At 69.1% G+C, this 14,612-nt stretch carries 13 protein-coding genes; 9 read left to right on the top strand and 4 right to left on the bottom strand.

Annotation, left to right across the window (positions count from 1 at the left end; genetic code table 11):
• Nucleotides 1-371 (bottom strand): nuclear transport factor 2 family protein (locus WD271_08845; GenBank protein ID MEX1007934.1); only part of this gene is annotated, 371 nt, incomplete at its 3' end.
• Nucleotides 372-423: 52 nt separating this feature from the next.
• On the opposite strand from WD271_08845, the gene WD271_08840 reads away from it, so the two are divergent.
• Genes WD271_08840 through WD271_08830 form a run of 3 tightly spaced genes read left to right on the top strand, consistent with a single transcriptional unit; the run spans nt 424 to nt 2,798 of the window.
• Complete coding sequence (locus WD271_08840; protein ID MEX1007933.1) at nt 424-1,659, top strand: amidohydrolase family protein; 1,236 nt, start codon at nt 424-426, stop codon at nt 1,657-1,659.
• A 21-nt stretch (nt 1,660-1,680) separates the two neighbouring features.
• Nucleotides 1,681-1,944, top strand: coding sequence for a PqqD family protein (locus WD271_08835; protein MEX1007932.1), 264 nt, complete (start codon nt 1,681-1,683; stop codon nt 1,942-1,944).
• Nucleotides 1,941-2,798, top strand: coding sequence for a hypothetical protein (locus WD271_08830; protein MEX1007931.1), 858 nt, complete (start codon nt 1,941-1,943; stop codon nt 2,796-2,798). The genes WD271_08835 and WD271_08830 overlap by 4 nt, the downstream gene beginning before the upstream one ends.
• A gap of 141 nt (nt 2,799-2,939) precedes the next feature.
• Here WD271_08830 and WD271_08825 read toward each other — a convergent pair whose 3' ends face one another.
• Nucleotides 2,940-3,857, bottom strand: a complete 918-nt coding sequence (locus WD271_08825; GenBank protein ID MEX1007930.1) for a hypothetical protein — start codon at nt 3,855-3,857, stop codon at nt 2,940-2,942.
• Between the two features lie 27 nt (nt 3,858-3,884).
• Between WD271_08825 and WD271_08820 the strand changes: the two genes are divergently transcribed.
• The 4 genes from WD271_08820 to WD271_08805 are packed head-to-tail and all read left to right on the top strand — an operon-like array spanning nt 3,885 to nt 6,944.
• Nucleotides 3,885-4,814: a cupin domain-containing protein gene (locus WD271_08820; protein ID MEX1007929.1), complete on the top strand. Its 930-nt coding sequence runs from the start codon at nt 3,885-3,887 to the stop codon at nt 4,812-4,814.
• Nucleotides 4,804-5,049 (top strand): hypothetical protein, encoded by a 246-nt coding sequence (locus WD271_08815; protein ID MEX1007928.1) that lies wholly within the window; start codon nt 4,804-4,806, stop codon nt 5,047-5,049. Before WD271_08820 ends, WD271_08815 begins: the two co-directional genes overlap by 11 nt.
• An 18-nt stretch (nt 5,050-5,067) precedes the next feature.
• Nucleotides 5,068-5,418 carry a hypothetical protein gene (locus tag WD271_08810; protein ID MEX1007927.1) on the top strand — a complete coding sequence of 117 codons (351 nt, stop codon included), beginning with the start codon at nt 5,068-5,070 and terminating at the stop codon, nt 5,416-5,418.
• Nucleotides 5,373-6,944 carry a nucleotidyltransferase family protein gene (locus tag WD271_08805; GenBank protein ID MEX1007926.1) on the top strand — a complete coding sequence of 524 codons (1,572 nt, stop codon included), beginning with the start codon at nt 5,373-5,375 and terminating at the stop codon, nt 6,942-6,944. The genes WD271_08810 and WD271_08805 overlap by 46 nt, the downstream gene beginning before the upstream one ends.
• Before the next feature lie 2 nt (nt 6,945-6,946).
• Here the strand turns inward: WD271_08805 and WD271_08800 are convergent, their stop codons facing one another.
• Nucleotides 6,947-9,811, bottom strand: a complete 2,865-nt coding sequence (locus tag WD271_08800; GenBank protein ID MEX1007925.1) for a branched-chain amino acid ABC transporter permease/ATP-binding protein — start codon at nt 9,809-9,811, stop codon at nt 6,947-6,949.
• A 127-nt stretch (nt 9,812-9,938) separates the two neighbouring features.
• On the opposite strand from WD271_08800, the gene WD271_08795 reads away from it, so the two are divergent.
• Complete coding sequence (locus WD271_08795; protein MEX1007924.1) at nt 9,939-11,468, top strand: ABC transporter substrate-binding protein; 1,530 nt, start codon at nt 9,939-9,941, stop codon at nt 11,466-11,468.
• Here the strand turns inward: WD271_08795 and WD271_08790 are convergent.
• The gene (locus tag WD271_08790) at nt 11,465-13,663 is read right to left on the bottom strand and encodes an MFS transporter (protein MEX1007923.1); all 2,199 of its coding nucleotides are present in this window, start codon (nt 13,661-13,663) and stop codon (nt 11,465-11,467) included. The genes WD271_08795 and WD271_08790 overlap by 4 nt on opposite strands.
• 104 nt (nt 13,664-13,767) lie before the next feature.
• Between WD271_08790 and WD271_08785 the strand changes: the two genes are divergently transcribed.
• Nucleotides 13,768-14,595: a GntR family transcriptional regulator gene (locus WD271_08785; GenBank protein MEX1007922.1), complete on the top strand. Its 828-nt coding sequence runs from the start codon at nt 13,768-13,770 to the stop codon at nt 14,593-14,595.
• The last annotated feature ends 17 nt before the right edge of the window (nt 14,596-14,612 follow it).

Below are 14,612 nucleotides of genomic sequence, written 5' to 3'. Positions count from 1 at the left end.
CCGACGAGCGCGATCCGGGCGCGGCCGTCTTCGCCGCGCCGCAGGACGACGAACTCGCTCTCGACGGTTGCCGTGCTGCCCTCGAGGTCGATGATCGGGTTCGAGCTCAGGTGCATGCTGCGCGGTTGCATGAGCAGTTGGCCGGGATCCGTCCAACGCGGCTTCCCGTCGGCGAACACGCCGTCGGCCGAGAGGAACGCGCGAATCTCGTCGTGGCCGCGCATGATGTGCCCCATCACCTGGTAGACACCGTCGGCGTCGAACAGTGCGACGATCCGATCGAGCGCGCCGTCGTCGTTGTACCGCATGTAACGCTCGAGCACCTCGCGGATCGCCAGCTTGTCCTCCCACTCCGATGAAAGTCGCGACACGACTGGCGCTCCCCTCTTGACCGTCGGCAGTCCTTTTCTACACTATGTAGGGATGCCAGCCGTCGCTCGACCAGTCGATCATCGGGTCGACTACCGAGTCTTCGACGCCGACAACCACTACTACGAACCTGTCGACCTGTTCGAGCGCTACATCGCGTCAGAGTTCCGCGATCGCACCTTCCGCGTGCACCACGATGCCGACGGCTACCGCGTCGTCACGTTCGACGGCAAGCCGTTCGGGTTCGTCGGCGGCTCGGGACAGCGCGAGCGCATCCGGCCGGGCGCCCTGCGGAAGCGGCTCCGCGGCGAGTTCCCACCCGACGACGACGACGTCGACGACAGCTACGCGGCCGAGCCCGCCGCGCGCATCGCGCTCATGGACCGTCAGGGCATCGAAGCCACCATGATCTTCCCGAGCACGGGCGTCACCATCGAGAACCGGCTCCGCCACGATCCCGAGCTGCTCGCGGCACACATCGACGCGTTCAACCGGTGGCTGCACGACACCTGGTCGTTCGACTACCAGCACCGAATTTTCGCCCCGGCCATCATCTCGCTCGCCGACGCCGACTTCGCGGTGCAGCAGTTGGAGTTCGCCCTGGCGCGCGACGCGCGGCTCGTGCAGCTCATGCCCGGGCCGGCCACCTGGGGGCGTTCACCGGCCGACGCGCGCTACGACCCGTTCTGGGCGCGCGTGAACGAAGCCGGGATCCTCGTCACGTTCCATCTCGGCAACTCCGGCTACCAGGAGCGGTACTCGCCCGACTGGGGGGAATACCCGGATCCCGACGGGCTCGACGGTCCCGCGCCCGGTCGCTCAGCGTTCCAGTGGACGATGTTCTACCGGGACCGGCCCATCATGGACACGCTCTGCAATCTCCTCTACAACAACCTGTTCGGACGGTTCCCGAACGTGAAGGTCGCGAGCGTCGAGAACGGGTCGATCTGGGTGCCGTACCTGCTGCGCGCCATGGACAACATGAAGGGCATGGGCCGCAATGGTCCTTGGCCGGGTGGCTACGTCGAAGGCCGCCCGAGTGAGATCTTCAAGCGGCACGTGTTCGTGAGCCCGCACCACTTCGGCGAGGACATCGGCGAGCTCACCGACGTCCTCGGCCCGGGCCAGGTGCTGTTCGGATCCGACTTCCCTCATGCAGAGGGCATGTCCGACGTCGGTGACTACCAGGACCGGACCGCCGAGCTCGTGGCCCGCGTCGACCGTCCCGACGACACGCTCCACATGATCATGCGCGACAACGGGCTCCGCCTTCTCGGCCTCCCTACCTGAAAGAGAATCTAGGATTCGCTCGTGGGATACCGACGCGCTGACGGCGTGCTGAGCGAGATCCTCGACGGCCGGGCGATGCTCGTCGCGCCCGACGGCACCGAGCTCATCACACTCAACCCCACGGGCACCGCGGTGTGGGACGCGCTTGCCGACGCGACTGAACCGAGCGAGATCGCGGCTCGGCTCCACAAGACGCGCACCGACGTCGCGCTCGACGTGCTCGAATCCGACGTGCTCGCCTTCCTCACCGAGCTCGAGGAAGCGGAGCTGGTCGTCGCCGAATGACATCGATCGACGTCGACACCGCGAACGTCTTCGAGTACTCGTTGCTCGACGAGTCGCTGGTTTCGCTCGAGGCGCTCGCGGATGCCGGCGACCGGCTGCCCGAGAAGCAGGTCGAACACCACGTGGGCGACCTGCCCGTGATCCTGCCCGGCGGGGAGAGCATCAGGCTCAACCAGACACCCGGTGACGCCATTCGCAACGTCGCGACGAACGGGTGTTGGGTCATGCTCCAAGCGCTCGGCGTGCTGCCGGAGTACGAGTCGCTGCTGCGCCGCGTCGGTGGGCGTTTCGAGCTCGCGCTCCGGGCGCGCGGCGAACGGCTCGTCAAGCACGACCTCATCGCGTTCATCGGTGCACCGGGCGCCACCGTGCCCGTCCACTTCGACCGCAATCATCACCTCCTCGTCCAGGTACGCGGATCCAAAACCGTCGGCACCGGCACGTTCTCCGACCCGCGGGTGCACCAACTGCAGATCGAACGGGGCATGCAACCCGCCCGCGTCAACGCCGACCTGATGCCCGACCGCTGCGAGGAGCACGTGCTCCACGCGGGAGAGGCGCTGGTCATCCCTGCTTTCACCTTTCACTGGGTGCAAGGCGGCCACGACGTGTCGATCGCGATGACGTGCGTGGTGGTCACCGAGACCACCGCCCGTACGGCCGCGGTGCACGAGTTCAACCTGCGTTCGCGAAAGCTCGGCCTTCACCCCGCGCCACCCGGCCAAAGGGCTCGCGTCGACCGCACCAAGCAGAAGGTCGTCGAAGTGAGTACGCGGGTGAAGAAGCGGGTGAAGAAGACGGTGGAGAAGACGGTGGAGAAGACGGTGGAGAAGAAGGTGCGGCGCAGCAGCTAGCCCTCGACCGCCATTCAGGGCAGTCTGAGTCCGCGTCACCCCCACTGCCTCAGGTGTGTAAACGCGCGCGTTTGGGTGCGGAAACCGCTACCAAACGCGTGCTTTCGGACGTGCAGATCGCCGCGTTTCAGGTCGAAGTAACTAATCCAGCGCTGTGGCGCACCGGTCGAGATGGTGTGCCGCGCGTTGGCGCCGCACTGCCGGATCGGCCGCGTGCCCGAGTTCCCACACCGGGAGGCGGCTCAAGGTTGCCGCCGGCGCGAAGAACGCGCCGCGCAGGCTCGGGTCGATGCTGCCCGCGAACGACTGGAGCAGCATCGGCAGCACCTGGTGCCCCCCGGCCTCGCGCAGCGAGCCCTCGGCTGCGTCCGCGTGCGTGATGAGCACGACACCGGCGAGCGGATGCCCGCCGCTCGTCAGCACTCCGCGCGAGAGCGCAGCGCGGTCGCGAGGATCGTCGAGTCGGCGCGCCGACGCCGCGAACCGTCCGCCGATCTCCGTTGGGACCGCAGGCGTGCGATGGACGCCGTGGATGCGGAAGCCATCGTCGGAAGCATGAACGATGACGACGTCGTCGGCGAGGGCCAGCCAACCCGCTTCGAGTGCTGCAACCGCGAGCGTCGACTTTCCCGCGCCGCTGTGACCGAGCAGCAGGAGTGCGTGGCCGTCACGCACGATCCCCGCCCCGTGCAGGACGAAGCGGTCGTGGCGCGCCAGCAACCATGTGAGCGGCAGGTACACGCAGCCTTCGAAGTCGGGTATCGCGGCAAGGTCGGGAAGGTGCGCGTCGGCGCGCGATCCCGCAACCGTGATCACCAGCCCCGGCGTGGCAACGACGATGCCGTCGGGCTCGTCCCAGAACTTGATGTGGAGCAGCTCCGAACGCGCCACACGCGTGGGAGGGAGCGCGGTGGCGGCATCGAGCGCGATCGTCGCCGCCGCGGGCACGTGGATCGTGTCGAATCCCTCGAAGCTCCCGTGTAGGCTCTGGTCGCGCGCGTCGTCGGACGCCTCCAATGCGATGGGCACACCGGCGATGTCGACGACTCGGGACGGCACGAGCAGCGGAGGGTAGTCTCGTTGTGCGTGATCAACGAACCCCCCGGTTTCTCCGCGCAGATCGAGATGTTCCCCGGGTTGTCGCGCGCGATGCTCCGGCCGATGCTCGGCGATCACCCGGTTGCCTTCCGTCACACCCTCGGCCACGATCCGCGCTTCGCTCCCGACGTCATCGCACCGCTCGTGGCAGCGCTTCCGGCGGCGTGGATCCGCGCCGACCGTTCGCAGTACTCGCCGCACGAGCCGCGCGGGCTCGAGCAGCTCGACGCCGATGCCGACCTCGATGCCGTCGTGCGCTCGCTCGCGACGGCGCCGGCATCGATCCGCGCCTACAACCTCGAGCACACGGCAGAGTTCCGCGACCTCCACCGCGCGCTCGAGCCGTCGGTGCGCGACCTCGTCGGCGATGCCGAGGGCGGCGTCGTGGCCGTCAATCTGGGCACGTTCCTCGCGTCGCCCGATTCGGTCACGCCCGCGCACCCCGACCGCCATCACAACTTGTTGCTCCAGGTGAGTGGCCGGAAAGAGGTGTGGGTCGAGGACGATCCCGACCGCCGCGCGCATCACCTGCGCGTGGTCGACTACCTCCGCCGCCCCCAGGACGGCGCGCCGGTCTTGCCGCCGGGGAAGTGCTTCATCCTCGGGCCGGGCGACGGCGTGTACATCCCGCCGTACGCGTTCCACTGGACGACGGTGCTCGACGGGCCCGCGGTCGGGCTCTCGGTCGGGGTCAGCACACCGTGCACGGTCCGGAGCGGCACGGTCCACGACTTCGACGTGAGGCTCCGTCGCCGTGGGCTCCGGCCACGGCCGAGCGGCCTCGGGAGCCCGAGAGAGCGGGTGAAGGCGCGCCTCGCCACCGCCAGTGTCCGGGCAGCCCGGATCCGTGATCGGGTGGTCAAACGACCGGTCCGTGGTACCGTCGGCGTTGGCCGGGAGGTCGACGATGCGCGATGACGCCGGAGCGATCCAGCCCTACGAGCCCCCTTCGATCGAGGAGCGCACTCCGATCGACGTCCCGTTGATCGGGGTCGGGGGGTCGCCGGGAGCAGGGCCGTCGGCGGCCTTCCGTTCCGTCGCGCCCGAGCCGTACGTGGCGCCGCGCATCGAGGCTCGCGACCCGCTCGATGTCCCGTTGGTCGGCCATGCCGGCTCGCCGATCGATGGCTCTGCCGCCTTCCGATCCGAGTAGATCGCCGAGGAGTAGTCGATGTCTCACGACCACGCGCACGTCGAGCGGTACGAGCCGCCGCGCATCGAGGAACGAACGGCGGTCGACCTGCCGTTGGTCCAGGCCGCGAACTCGCCGTCGCAGTCTGCGGTCTTCCGGCCGGTGCCCGACGAGCGCTACGAGCCGCCCCGTATCGAGGAGCGCTCGGAGATCGACCTCCCGCTGATCTTGGCGCAGAACTCGTCGCCGCCGCCGCAGTCTGCGGTCTTCCGGCCCGTGCCCGGCGAGGTGTATGAGCCTCCGCGGATCGAGGAGCGCACCGACGTCGGCCTTCCGCTCATCGGATTGCAATCGCCGCCGGTCTCCTGCGCAGCCTTCACCCAGCACTGACCTCCGCCGCGGAGCTCAGCGCGCGCGTCTCGCCCGACCAGCAACTCCTCCTGCGCTCGATCCTGCTCGATGAGCATGCCGCGCGCGCGGCCTTCAACGAGTGGCGCGCCCGGGTCGACCTCGACGACCTCGATCGCCCGTCTGAGCGGCTGCTCCCGCTGCTCATGCGGCGAATACCGGACGACGTCGGCGACGACGATCCCGTCCGATCCGTGATACGTGACGCGTACCGCATCACCTGGCTGCGGAATCACATGCTGTGGCGTCGCGGCCGTCCGGTGTTCGACGGGCTCCGCGCGCTCGGCGTTCGTGTGATGCTGCTCAAGGGCGCCGCGCTCGTCGACTCGTACGGCGGTGACTGGGGGGCGCGTCCGATGTTCGACGTCGACGTGCTGGTGCGGCCTGAACACGTGCCGCCGGCGCTCGACGTGCTCGAAGAGCTCGGTTGGGTACCTGAGTACGAGATGACGTTCGACTGGGTGCGCTCGCGCGCTCGCACCCGGCGGCATGCGTGGGGCTTCCTCCGCGAGGATGGGCGGCTCGACCTGCACTGGCACGTGCTCCAGGAGTCGGTCGGATCTCGGTCCGACCATCAATTCTGGGCCGAAGCGGTTCCTGCCGAGCGCGACGGCATCGGCGTGCTCACGCCTGCGCCTGCCGCGTTGTTGTTGCACGTCCTCGAGCACGGAGTCGCGGGTGACAACGCGCCGCCCGTGCAGTGGATCGCCGACGCCGTGCACGTGGTGCGCGCTTCGGGCGACGACGAGCTCGGCGAACGCCTCGCCCACCTTGCGCACGAGCACGCGGAGCTGAGAACTGTGCACGCCGCGCTCGGTGCCATCGCCACCCTCGTGGATCCCGCGCCGGTCGCGCCGCTCGTCGATCGGGTCACACGCGAACGCCGGACTCCGGTGGAGTGGTTGCGCCACGGCTCCACCGCGACACGCGAGTTGGCCGCGCGCGCCGCGGGCGGCAATGGACTCCTCCGCGGCGGCGTCGAGCTCGTCGTCGACCGGCTCGACCTCGCACTCACCTCGTCGCCGATGCGCGCGGTGGTCGCGCGCGGTGTCCCCGGTCGCACGGGTGGCTTGGCGCGCACGCCTGCGGGCGACGCTCCGCCGATCGACGGCTCGTTCGAGCTCGAATTCTCCTGCGGCGTCACACTCGATCGGTACGGCGGCCCGGGTTGGGGACGGCCCGAGCCGTCGGGGGCGACCGCGCGCGGGGGAGCGGCGCGGCTCGTGCTCCCGCTCGCGGATCCGCTCACGGCGGCGGATCTCGTCGTCGAGCTCGACCTTCACGCGCGCGACGCGCCGGCCACCATCGAGGTCAGGGCAAACGAGCACCTCGTCGCGTCGGAGCTGATCGGCACGGACACCACCCGTCTCGCGGTCGACATTCCGGCCGCGGTGGTGGCGCGCTTCACGCCGCTCGAGCTGTCACTCCGCCGCGCACGTCCGGGCCGCCTCCGCGCCCGCGGCGCGCTGCGCATCCGCCTCGAACGCCTCCGCGTCCGCCGTGCGTGACGTCAAGTGGCCGCGCCCGACCGTTGGATGCTCCGCACGTCGGTGCCGAGGTAGCTCGCGACCACGAGCGGGTCGTGCCGCACCGCGTCCGGTGAGCCTTCGGCGATCACGATCCCGGCCTCGAGGCAGTACACGCGGTCGCTGACTTGCATCACGAGGGGCATGTCGTGCTCGATGAGGAGCACGGCGGCGTCGAGCTCGTCGCGGATCTGACCAATGAGCGGTGCGAACGCCTCGGTCTCGCGCTGCGCGAGGCCCGAGGTCGGTTCGTCGAGGAGCAGCACGCGCGCACCGAGCGCGAGTTGGCACGCGAGCTCGGTGACGCGGCGCGTGCCGGTCGACAGGTTCGACACGAACTGGTCCGAGAAGCGATCGAGTCCGAGGTACCGCATGATCTCGTCGGCCTCGGCGCGCTTCTTCCGTTCGACCGACGGCGACGGCGGGAGCGCAAACATCGACGAAAGGAGTCGCGATCGCTCGCGTGCCTCGAGCGCGACGAGCACCGTCTCGCGCACCGTGAGGGCGTCGTAGAGACGCGCGGCTTGAAAGCCGCGACCGACACCCAACTGGTGACGCCGGTACGGCGCGAGCCCGCTCACGTCGTGGCCGAGGACCAGGATCCGTCCGGTCGCGGGAACGAAGCCGCTGATCGCGTTCATCAGCGTCGACTTCCCGGCGCCGTTCGTGCCGATCAGGCCGACGATCTCACCGGCTCCGACGTGAATGCTCACGCGGTTGACCGCGACGCGCCCACCGAAGCGCACGCTCACCGCTTCGGTGGCGAGCCAGTCCGTGAGACCGGCCGTGGCGTCGTCGCGCGTCGCGAGCACCGCGGGTACCGGGACTGCGGCCTCGGCGGCGCGCTGGCGTGCGGGCGCCGGCGGGAGGCGCCGCGCCATGCGGTCGACGAGCGTGTCGCGCACGCGGTACGCGACCTCCACGAAGCCGCCCGGGAAGAACAGGAGCAGCGCGAGCAACCCGAGCGACGACACGAGCAGTGGCGCCGCGGCGAAGTCGGGGAACAGCGTGGGGAGGCCGATGACCCACGCCGCGCCGAGCAGCGGCCCCACGATGGAGCCCATCCCGCCGATGACCGCGATGGCGACGAGCGTGACCGACTCGGACGTCGCGAAGGTCGTCCCCGGCGTGTTCGTAGGGAGTGACGTGACGTACAACGCGCCCGCGAGCGCGGCGATCCCGCCCGACACCGCGAACGCGATCAGCTTCGTCCGCGTCGTCGACAGCGTCATCGCCTCTGCCGCGCGCTCGTTGTCGCGTACCGCGATGATCGAGCGCCCGATTCCCGACCGCCGGATCTGCGCGAGCACCGCGAGGCACGCTGCGAGGAAGAAGAGGCACAGGTAGTAGTAGGAGTGGCGCGACGAGAAGTTGACGATGCCGGTATCGGGCCGTTTCAGCACCGGGATCGAGCCGGTGAACTCGTCGACTCCGAGCCAGCGCCGGGTGACGAGCCAATTCTCGACGAACACCGCGAACGCCAGGGTCGTCACCGCGAGGTAGAGGCCGGGGATGCGCAATGCGGGGATCCCGATCAGCAGCGCAACTACCGCGCCCACGAGCACGCCCAACGCGACGGCAACGCCCCACGGCACGTTGTGCACCCCGAACCACCCGGCGTTTACCAGCCGCACCGTCACGAGCCCGCCGATGGCCGAGAACCCGAACTGGCCGAGCGAGAGTTGGCCGGCCCACCCGGTGAGGATGGTGAGCGAGCAGCCCGCGATGGCGAAGATCACGACACGGGTCCAGAGGAACGACTGCGACGCCTGCTGCGCGAACGCGGGGATGAGCGCGAACACCATGAGTGCGCCGACGAGGCCGATGCGCGGGAGTTGCCGCATCGCCCAGATGCTGCGGATCCGTTCGGGGAGTGGCTTCACGCGCCCGGCGAGCTTCCACGCGCCCTCCGATTCGGTTGCCACGCGCGCACTGCGTGCGAGTGTGAGCACGGCGACGAGCGTCGCGACGAACAGCCAGAGCGCGAACACGTTGGCGTCGATGCCGTGCACGTTCTGCTGGAAGATCACCTCGATCACCCCGAGTGCCATGCCCACCGGGATCGTGAGCCACAGGATGCGCATGCGGGCGATCATCGCGATGAGCAGCGCCTTCACGAGCACGGGGTAGCCGAGCGTGAGCTGCGCGGTCCCGTTGGCGGCGCCGAGGGGAGTGATGAACTGCACGGCCGCGAGCACGATGATCGTGGTGGCGGTGAACGCGGCCGCGATACCCCACACCACGGTGGACGTACGTGCCACGGGGATGCCCATCAACCGCGACTTGTCCGCGTTCGACGCCGCGGCGCGCACCATCAGACCGAGGCGAGTCCGCGTCATGAACAGCGCGAGCAGCAGGACGAGTACCGGCACCGCCATGAGCACGCTGATCTCGCGGGCGGTGACGAGAAGCTCGTCGGTGACTTGCCAGCTCCAGTCCTTCGGCACGATGGTGGGGAAGTCGCCGCCGGGCGGGATGTCGGGGAGGAGCTCCGCGAACAGCAGCACGGTGAAGCCGAGCAATTGCGCGATCCCGATCGTCGCCATGAGCAACACGAGACGCGGCGCGCCGGCCAGCCTCCGGATGACCGCGATCTCCAGGATCATCGCCGCGAGCGCCGCGAACGGGACCGCGACGAGCAGGCACGGCCAGAGGCTCCAACCGTGCTCGGTGAGCACACCGAAGGCGCCGAGCGCGACTGCCCCGAACGCCACGACCGCGAAGTTGATGATGCCGTTCGCCCGGTAGACGAGGACGATGCCGGCGGCGATCGCGCTGTACGACAGGCCTACCACGGCGCCGGTGACGATCATCTGCCACGAGACGTCCCAGCCGTGCACGTGGATCATCGAGCCGACCATCCCCCATTGACGCGCCCCGCCGAGATCGCGCGAACTCTACGCCGGGGGCGCTCTTGTCGGATTGGGCGAGTCGTGTGACACTCCCCGGGGCAGCGGTTCGATGCGAGGGGGGACCATGATCCGTGCACGGCGTCTACTCGTCGGGTTGCTCGTGGCAGTGCTGAGCCTCGGTGTCACGGCCGCGGCCGGCGCTTCGATGCCCCGGGTCACTCCCGACCCGTCGACGTCGCCGTTCACGTCGACCACCAAGTTCTGCACCAAGGACACCGCGAAGCACACGGGGCTGAAGGCCACCGCGCCGGGTGTCACCGCCGACAAGATCTCCGTCGTGATGTTCGAGCCCGCGCTCAGGGCCGGCGACTCGCCGCAGGGCTTCCGTTTCAACCTCGGCGACGAAGTCGACATGTTGAAGACGTTCGCGCAGATGATCAACGACTGCGGTGGTATCAACGGTCGGCAGATCGACCTCAACGTGATCCAGGCCCAGGGAGCAGCCGATGCCGCCACCACGCTGGCGAACGCGCAGGCCGACTGCATCAAGGCCACCGAGGACTACAAGGCGTTCATGACGATCGCGTGGGCCGGCATGGCGGCGCCCCAGTGCGTCACCGACGACCACAAGACGCTGCTGCTCAGCGGTCTCGCCACCAGCTCCGAGAACCTGAAGACCGCGCAGGGCCGTCACCTCCTCTTTGGGGAGACCACCGAGGTCGCGTCGTACCAGGCGCCGATGCTCGACCTGATCAAGAGCGGGAAGCTCAAGGGCAAGAAGGTCGCGGTGCTCTATCCCACGTTCACGACCGGTCCCGACCTCATCAAGGCGAACGTCGTCGACCTGCTGAAGTCCAAGGGCGTCAATGTCGTCCAGGCTGAGGCGCTCACGCCCGACCCTGCCGGCGACATCTCTTCGCAGTACCCGCTCGTGGTGAACCGGTTGAAGTCGAACGGCGTGGACGTGGTCATCAGCGGGAGCGCCGGCGGGAACACGTTCCGATTCTCCGCGCTCACCAAGGAGCTGCGGAACCAGGGCCTCGAGAAGGACATCACGCTCTACACGCTCGACGCGCGGTTCGACGCGGTGATCGACCTCAGTCGCCAGGTCGGTGGTGCCGACGGGGCGACGCTGATCAACGACATGAACATCTACAGCTACTCGGCCGCGGGGCAGCAGGACTGGCGCGTCGGCGCGACCGAGGGCGATCTCGTCAACATGTGCAACAAGGCGTACGACGCGAACACGACGCTCGCGAAGGACACCCTGCCGGAGCCGGCGCCGCCGGCGTATGCCCGCGATCCGTACGGCACCGTCGCGCTCATCTGCGCGATCTACCGCACGATGGCACGCGGGCTCTACAACGCGGGTGAGAAACTCACGCAGAAGAGCGCGATCAAGGCGTTCGAGGCGCTGCCGTACATCGACAGCGTTGCGGCGAAGGGCTCGCCGGCTCCGCGACCGACGCAGATCATCAACAAGGTGCCGACCAAGGTGCAGTACACGCAGGTGCTGAACAAGCCCGAGTACCCGTGCGCGCACCCGTCGCTCCCGCCCGACGCGGCGAACTACCGCATCTGCCTCGTCCCGCAAGCCGGCTACGACAAGGGCGGCAAGGCGACAGCCGGCGCCTTCTTCGTCGCCAAGAGCTAGCCTCCCTCGCCGCCCAAGAACACGGCGCGGGCCAGGTCGTCGCGGGTGGCGAGCTCGCTGGTGGGGCCGTCGAAGCGAATGCGACCCTTCTCGATGAACACGACGCGGTCGGAGATCGCCGACGCGATGTTGAGCGACTGCTCGACGATCACCATCGTGTAACCCTCCGACTTCAATTGCTCGACGACCACGAGCAGCGACTGCACGACGAGCGGCGCGAGCCCGAGTGACAGCTCGTCGATGAGCAGCAGCCGGGGCTCGAACAGCAGCGCGCATCCGAGCGCGAGCATCTGCTGCTCGCCTCCCGACAGCGATGCAGCATCCTGGTTGCGGCGAGCGCCGAGCGCGGGAAAGACATCGAACACGTTCGCGATGCGACGGTCGGCATCGCGACGCTGCGTAGGATGCGCGGCGAGCGCAGCGCGCAGGTTGTCGCGCACCGACAGACCGGGGAACACGTCGGCGCCACGCACCTGCACGATGCCCTTGCGGGCGCGCGCTTCGGCCGCCAGGTAAGTGATGGTCTCGTCGCCCAGCCGCACCACGCCGCGGTCGGGGAGCCCGAGCCCGCTGATCACGCGCAGCAGCGTCGATTTCCCCGCGCCGTTCGTGCCGAGCACCGCGAGCGTCTCGCCGCGCCGCACGTCGAGGTCGATGTCGAACAGGACCTGTACCGACCCGTAGCTGACGTCGACGTCCCGGAGCTGCAGCATCGGGGTCTCGGCGCCGGCGAGCACTTCGTCGGATCGCGTGCGCTCTTCCCGGATCTCCTCGACCATGCGGCGCATGTCGCGTTCTGCGAAACGCGAGCCGTAGAGCATGAGCGCCGCACCCGGCACGGTGAGCAACGGCACGACGATCGACAGCGCGGTGTGCTGGCGTTCGAGCTCGGGCCAGAAGTCGATGAGTGGTGCGCCGGCGGTGAACGCACCGATGAACAACGAGTTGATGAACGCGCCGAAGCCCTGCGCACGCGTCTGTGGTGGGATGACGGCCTGCGCGACCGGGAAGATCGCGGTGATCGCGCCCACGACGCACGCGAACCCGAGTGCGCCGAGCACCGCGGTGGCGGCGACCGAGTGAGCCCACCACCCGACCAGCGCGAGGTTGAAGCCCAACAGCAGGACGGCGGACAAGCGAACGGCCCGGTGGGGAGCCGTGCGGAAGGCGCGCCCGGTGAGCCGGCCGACGAACAGGGTGGCGACGACCGCGGGCAGCGCCATGACCGCGATGAGGAGGGCGCGGTCGGTGGCGTCGAGCTGGAAGTGGCCTTGCAGCCACAGGTTGAACCAGAGCCCCCATCCGACGAGACCGAAGCCCATAGCCAGCACGCCGAGCGTGACGTATCGGAGTGTTGCGATCTGACGGAAGCGTGTGAGCGCGTGCACGGTGGACAGCCGCTCGTCGCGGATGTCGCCGTCGTCGTGGAAGATCTCCTCCACCTCGGCGCGGCCGCGTCGGGTGTCGGACAACCGTCCGGCAAGGAACGCGAGTACCGCGGCCAGCAGGGCAGTCAGGAAGAACGGCGCTCGCCATTGAGTCGTTCCGTCGAATACGCCCACGCCGAGCGCGACGAGCAACGGACCGAGCACGAAACCGGCCGCACCCATCGCCATGTACGCCGCGAACACGTTGGGCCGAGCGCGCACCGGAAAAGTGTCCGCGAGCAGTGAGGTCTGCACCGGAACCGTCGCGAGCAGACCGATGCCCGTGAACGCGAGCACACCGAGGAACTCCCACCGGTAGAACGCGGCGCCGGAGAGCAGCAGGCCGACGACCGACAAGGCGAGCATCCAGCGCATCACGAGCGGACGGTTGGTGGTGACGCGGTCGACGAAGTTCCCGAGCGGCTGCGACACGAGCACGATCGTGAAACCGGGCAGGATCGCGACCTGCACGAGAAACCGGAAGCTCCAGCCGTAGTCGTGCGCGATCTTGATCGCGAGTACTGCGGTCATCGCGAAGATCGCGAGCCCAAGACCCCACATCGCGCCGACGGTCAGGAGCATCGCGCGCGCGTGGCGGTCGAGCGCACTTCGAAGCGGCACGTCGTCGCCACCGACCCCCGGAAGGGCCGCCACGTCGACGTCGCCGCCTTCGTCGGCCGCGGCCACTGCGGCCTGCCGTCGCGACTCCTCGTCGAGAACGGCTCCGACGAGCGACGCCGGCTTCGTGCCTGAACGCTCGTCGGTCACCGAGTGAGTCTCACGCGTCACCGTGCACGCTGCCACCAGCACCCGCTTGACCTCATGGCGGTCCTGGCCCAAACTGGTTGGACCAGTCGACCAGTCAGGGCCCCATGACCAACGCCCCCGTGGTGCGCTCCGAGCTTGCGGACGGTATCGCCGACCAGATCCGGGACGCGATCCTCGCCGGTGAGTACGCGCCCGGCGACGCCCTGCCGTCGGAGCGCGAGCTCACCGAACAACTCGGTGCCAACCGCACCACCATCCGGGAGGGGCTCGCGCAGCTCGAGCACCAGGGCCTGATCGAGCGGCGGCAGGGCGCGCGCTGCCGCGTGCTCGACTACCGCCGCACCGGATCGATCGAGTTGCTGCCCGATCTCGTGCGGCTGTCGCGCAGCCCGCGCTCGAGCACTGAACCGTCGGCGCTCGCGTCGACCAACGAAGTGCTGCGGATCATCTACGAAGGCGCGCTCGATCTTGCGTTCGAACGCATCACGGCGGCCGAGATCGCACAGCTCGACGAGCTCGCGCTTGGTGTCGAGGTGGCCGCGGCCGCGGGCGACGTCGCTGCCGTGGAGCACGCCAACCGGTCTTTCCACCAGGGCGTCGCGCGCGCGACGCACTCGATCGCGCTCGAGCTGCTCGTGGGGAGCTTCTACCGCGTCGTCGACTCGGCAGCCGCGCGCTCGGGCGACAAGAAGGGCGCCGTCGGCAACACGCTCATCGAGCTCGTCAACCGCGACGTGCGGTTGCCGCAGCGCGCGCTCGCCGACGCCATCGCCGCGGGCAAGCCCGACGAAGCGCGCGCGGTGGTACGGCGAATGCTCGGTGACGAGCAGCCGAGTAGGACGCGGCGACGAGCGAGCGGAGCGAGCCGAGTCGCTCGCCAGGAGCGAGCGTACGCGGCGCAGGTACCCTGCGCCGCAGCGAGCGACGCATAGTCAGGAGACGGAGGCCG

The sequence above is a fragment of the Acidimicrobiia bacterium genome (assembly GCA_040880805.1).
Taxonomy (GTDB): domain Bacteria; phylum Actinomycetota; class Acidimicrobiia; order IMCC26256; family DASPTH01; genus DASPTH01.
Note: the sequence above shows the minus strand (reverse complement) of the source record. Positions and strands in the feature narration are given on the sequence as shown.

What these genes read in the sequence shown, in the direction of transcription:
- WD271_08840 (MEX1007933.1), top strand. Translation starts at nt 424, where the DNA reads ATGCCAGCCGTCGCTCGACCAGTCGATCATCGGGTCGACTACCGAGTC.
- WD271_08830 (MEX1007931.1), top strand. Translation starts at nt 1,941, where the DNA reads ATGACATCGATCGACGTCGACACCGCGAACGTCTTCGAGTACTCGTTG.
- WD271_08815 (MEX1007928.1), top strand. Translation starts at nt 4,804, where the DNA reads ATGCGCGATGACGCCGGAGCGATCCAGCCCTACGAGCCCCCTTCGATC.
- WD271_08800 (MEX1007925.1), bottom strand. Translation starts at nt 9,811, where the DNA reads ATGATCCACGTGCACGGCTGGGACGTCTCGTGGCAGATGATCGTCACC.
- WD271_08795 (MEX1007924.1), top strand. Translation starts at nt 9,939, where the DNA reads ATGATCCGTGCACGGCGTCTACTCGTCGGGTTGCTCGTGGCAGTGCTG.
- WD271_08810 (MEX1007927.1), top strand. Translation starts at nt 5,068, where the DNA reads ATGTCTCACGACCACGCGCACGTCGAGCGGTACGAGCCGCCGCGCATC.
- WD271_08785 (MEX1007922.1), top strand. Translation starts at nt 13,768, where the DNA reads ATGACCAACGCCCCCGTGGTGCGCTCCGAGCTTGCGGACGGTATCGCC.